This window comes from Frankia sp. CoWAU3, assembly GCF_977971855.1.
Map to the genome: position 1 here is coordinate 14,132 of NZ_CDWWXB010000040.1, position 4,521 is coordinate 18,652.

The following is a 4,521-nucleotide window of genomic DNA, read 5'->3' on the forward strand; positions in this document are numbered from 1 at the left end:
CGCCCACTTTGCCGCGGACCGGGAGCTGGGGGCGCTTTTGGCTGCCACCGGAAATCAGTATTTGGTGATCGGTGTACCTGGAGGTGGGAACACCGGACAGATCCTTTTCGCGCCGTCCTTCCATGCCCAGGCGCGGGATCTGCTCCGGAGAGGTCAGATACGGTATTATGTGATCGATCAGCGGCTGGCCGAGGGGTTGCCGCATGAGACGTACTACGTGGTGAATGGTGAGGCCCCGAAGGGGACGCGTCTCACCCATGCAGAACTCGGCAAGTTCGATATCACGCCTGGATCGCGGCGGATCTACGACAACGGAGTCGTCCGTATCTATGACGTCTCGGGCCTCTGGGAAGACTCGACCTCGGCTGTCCGGGCCGGCCGATGAGAGTCTTGATCCTCGTGCTCGAGGGGCTCGTGGGAACTTCGCTAATCGCCTTCGTGTATCAGGGGATCCGCTGGCTGGTTTTACAACGCCGGCCTCAGCTAACCGGCTTCTATGTGCATACCTGCGCGGCGCTGGCAGTCGTGTGCATCCTGATGTTCGTCTCTCTCGCTCTCTCCGCTTTGGGGCTAGCCACCCACGCAGTGGGCTACGACATTTTTCTTGCCGTGGTGGTGGCACTTCTTCTCCGGGCTGGTGCACCGTGGAGACCGGCAAGGCTGGTCATGATCCCGATGCCGAAACCGTCCAGCGCGCTGTTCTTGGCGATTGTCGTCGCTGTGTTCTGCGGTGCGATCGCGCTTTCCTGGCAGTCGGGATCGGTAGCGCGGCGACCGGTCACAGCAATCGCCGCGCGCAGTATCGACGGCAAGGTGGAAATCGAGGTGGTGCGTGGCTACCAGGATGAGCGGTCTTTTGTATTACAGATAGTACGGGATGACGGGTCGGTATGGACTCGTCGTCTTTTTGAGGACGATGACGTCCGGCTCTATATTGATCTTCGTGATGTCGGGGACCCGCGCGTCGCAACGGTTCAACTGATGGTCGGTAGTTACGTGGTCCGTTCCACTGAGATCGAGGATTAGGCGCGGGTGACGTGCGCTTGAACCCCGGGACAGCCGGTCCCGGAAGGATGGGTCGACCTGAGGAGGGGAAATGGGGACGGCACTGAGGGTGCTCCAGGTGGCGGCACGATTCTTCCCGGACATGGGTGGTACCGAGACGCATGTCTACGAGACGAGTCGTCGACTCAACGCTACTAGTGACATTACCGTGGAGATATTGACGACCGACCGCAGCGGCAAGCTTCCCAGCAGGGAGAATGTCGCGGGAACGGTGGTGCACCGGGTCGCGGCGTGGCCGCAAGAAAAAGACTATTATCTGGCGCCGGCCGTTGCCAAAGTGGTCGGATTCGGTTCTTATGATCTTGTTCATTGTCAGGGAATTCACAATCTCGTGCCGCCGGTGGCGATGGCGGCGGCTTGCCTGAGGGGTATTCCGTATATTGTCTCACCGCATACCGGCGGTCATTCCTCGCAGGTCCGGAACACGGCGCGCCGAGTACAGTGGGGCCTGCTCGGGCCACTGATCAGGAACGCCCGCCGCGTCATCTGCGTCGCGGAGTTCGAGTCCCACATCTTCATGCGCCAAGCCGGGGTCGCTGCAGACCGGATCTCGGTCGTCCCGAACGGAGTGTCCATCGTTCCACCGAGTGGCCATGTCAAACCCGATACGAGTGAGCCGCTTGTCGTCTGCGTAGGCCGGTTGGAGAAGTACAAGGGACAGCGGCACCTTGTCCGCGCTCTGCCGAGTCTGATTACTCTAGTTCCTGACGTACGGCTGATGCTGGTGGGGCGGGGCCCTGATGAGCCGGAGTTGAGGCGCCTGGCTGACCGGCTGGGTGTGGTGGACCGGGTGAGTTTCACCTCGATCCCACCGGAGGACCGGCAGGCAATGTCTGACTGTATCGCGAGAGCGGGTGTCGTGGCCCTGCTTAGCGAGTATGAGGCTCATCCGGTCGCGGTCATGGAAGCCGTGGCCCTGGGTAGGCCGGTGGTGGTGGCGCCCACTGCCGGACTGGGAGAGCTGGCTGCGGCAGGGCTCGTGCAGAGCGTTGCGGATCCGGCCGATGAACAACTCGTGGCGAAGACGCTGGGCATCTACCTGCTCGCCAGCGCTGGGGACTCACCGAGCGAGACGAGGCCGACTCCCGAAATCTCCACCCTGCCGACCTGGGACGGCTGTGCGGAAGCCTTGGCGAGGATTTATCGTGAGTCGGTCTGATGAGGAGACGATCTTCTTAAGGCGCCAGACGCCAGCCGGGAGCGGTATCGTCCCGAGCGAATCCGTGCAGAAGGGTTCCGGTGCCGGTTTCGCGCGCCTGTTGACGATCGTGAGCTCCCTACTCGGCACCCAGCTCGGAACGTCTTTACTTGGAGCTGTGTTCTGGTCGGTCGCGGCGAGAACGCTCTCCATCGACGCCGTCGGGGTGGGCGCGGCGGCGGTGTCCTCGATGACGGTCCTCGGCACGATCGGAATGCTGGGGCTCGGGACGCTTCTCATGGTGCATCTTCCCGACCTGCCGGAGGACCGCCGCCTGACTCTGGTCCGCGCCTGCATGGCGCTGGTAACGGTGGCCGGGCTGCTACTCGGCCTGTTGTGGGCGTTCTGTACCCGCTGGCTCTCGACCACTCTGCAGCCAATCGGTAGCAGTCCAGGCAGTATAGCTGCCTTCAGTCTGGGAGTGGCTGCATTTACGGTGACCACCACTCTCGACTACGCGATCCTCCGGGCGGCGAGTGGGGCGATCCAGCTTGCTCGGAATCTGCTCGCCGCAATCGTCAGAGCAGGTCTGCTCGTTGCCTTTGTCATCGTGGGCCTGCGCACCGGCATGGACCTCTACGCCACCTGGCTTATTGCGTCGGTCGTCTCCCTCCCGGTTTGCTACAAGTACTTCAGGCGACCACCCTATCGAAACTCCAGGCGAGCGGAACGGCAGACCGGGATCGCCGAGCTGAAGGCGATCAAGGGTGAGATAGCCGGCAATTACGTGCTGAGCCTCGCGCTGACCGTGCCGACTCTGATTCTTCCTGTGATTGCCGCCCTGACGACGACACCGGCGGACACCGCTCGATTCTCGACCGCTCGGCTGGCCGCTTCCTTTCTCTTCGTTGTTCCTTATGCACTGCCGACGGCCCTGCTTGCGCACACGGGCCGCGCCGAAGAGGAGGCGCGTGCCAAGATGCGCCTGACAATCCCGCTCGGGCTCCTGATCAGCGTGACGCTCTGCGCACTCGCGGCACCCGTCACGAGTCTGATTCTGCTGCCGTTCGGAGAAGCCTACACCGATGGTAGGTCCGTCGCCGCCTTCCGGATTCTCATCCTTGCCACGATCTCGTTGGTCGTCAAGGATCACTATGTGACTCTTCGTCGGGTACAGGGCCGCATGGCCGCGGCGGCCAGGGTGATTGCCTGCGGAACGGTTCTTGAGATCGCGTTGGCCTTCGGGGGGGGCCGCATGTTTGGAACGACGGGTCTATGCGTCGGCTGGGTCACGGCCGTCTTCATCGAGGCGGTCGTCGTAGCGCCGGTCCTCCTGAACGTGTGGCGTGACCGGCCGCAGACGTCTGGTTCGTCATCGGTGGCCATTGAGCGGGTACCCGGATGAATTGGCATGGCACCCGAAACAGAGCGGTGACCAGAAGCGTCTTGGGGTGGTCGTGAGGTGACGGAACAGCGACTGGCGACCTGTACTCGGCGCCGGAGATTCGACGAGCGAGACCCATGGACGAATGCCGGGATATCAGGGGGAAGGTAAGCGTTTTGCATTCGACGACGGAACCGACGGTGAGTGCGATTGTATGCGCATACACGCTCGAAAGATGGGAACTGCTGAACAGGGCGATCGACTCCCTGCTCGCGCAGAAGTACCGTCCGATAGAGATAATTCTCTGCATCGACCACAATGAAGAGCTTTTTCAGATGGCCGCCAAGAGATTCGCTGATCGAGACGCGGATGTCCGGGTAGTGGTCGTGGAGAACCGCTATCCGGGACGGCTGGGATCAGCTCGCAACACCGCAGCCGAAATCGCTGCGGGTGAGATATTGGCCTTCCTCGATGATGATGCTCGCGCTGACCCTTCCTGGCTGGCGGAGATCGTAGCGGTCTTCGGCCGTCGCGACGTGGTCGCGGTCGGCGGCGCGCCGCTTCCGGACTTCGCCGTTCCTCGCCCTCGCTGGTTTCCCGGCGAGTTCGACTGGGTCTTTGGATGCAGTTATGAGGGCCTGCCCAAGACTCTCGCACCGACCCGACGCCTGATCGGCGCCGCCATGTCGGTCCGTCGTTCCGCCCTGGCTGAGATCAACGGATTCCACTCCGACAACCATGACGACATGGATATGTGCCATCGGCTGGCAGACCGCTGGCCTCATCTGAAGGTGATGTATCAGCCGGCGGCAGTGGTCCACCATCACGTGCCGAAGGAGAGGCTGACCTGGCGGTACTTCTGGAAGCGTTGTTACACGGTGAACAAGGGCAAGGTTGCCGCATTCCGAGGCATGGGAAGCGCGGCCAGCATGGC

General features: G+C 62.3%; 4 protein-coding genes and 1 pseudogene. All 5 read left to right on the plus strand.

Annotated features, from left to right (window positions below; all coding sequences use genetic code 11):
- A pseudogene (locus AC08ON_RS06325) lies at positions 1-385 on the plus strand (glycosyltransferase); the annotation flags it as partial.
- Positions 382-1,026, plus strand: a complete 645-nt coding sequence (locus tag AC08ON_RS06330) for a hypothetical protein (protein ID WP_476606782.1) — start codon at positions 382-384, stop codon at positions 1,024-1,026. The pseudogene AC08ON_RS06325 and the gene AC08ON_RS06330, both read left to right, overlap by 4 nt.
- A gap of 70 nt (positions 1,027-1,096) precedes the next feature.
- Positions 1,097-2,224: a glycosyltransferase family 4 protein gene (locus AC08ON_RS06335; protein WP_476606783.1), complete on the plus strand. Its 1,128-nt coding sequence runs from the start codon at positions 1,097-1,099 to the stop codon at positions 2,222-2,224.
- Complete coding sequence (locus tag AC08ON_RS06340) at positions 2,211-3,608, plus strand: lipopolysaccharide biosynthesis protein (RefSeq protein ID WP_476616621.1); 1,398 nt, start codon at positions 2,211-2,213, stop codon at positions 3,606-3,608. The genes AC08ON_RS06335 and AC08ON_RS06340 overlap by 14 nt, the downstream gene beginning before the upstream one ends.
- Before the next feature lie 179 nt (positions 3,609-3,787).
- Positions 3,788-4,521: glycosyltransferase family 2 protein (locus tag AC08ON_RS06345; protein ID WP_476616622.1), on the plus strand; the 734-nt coding region annotated here is incomplete at its 3' end.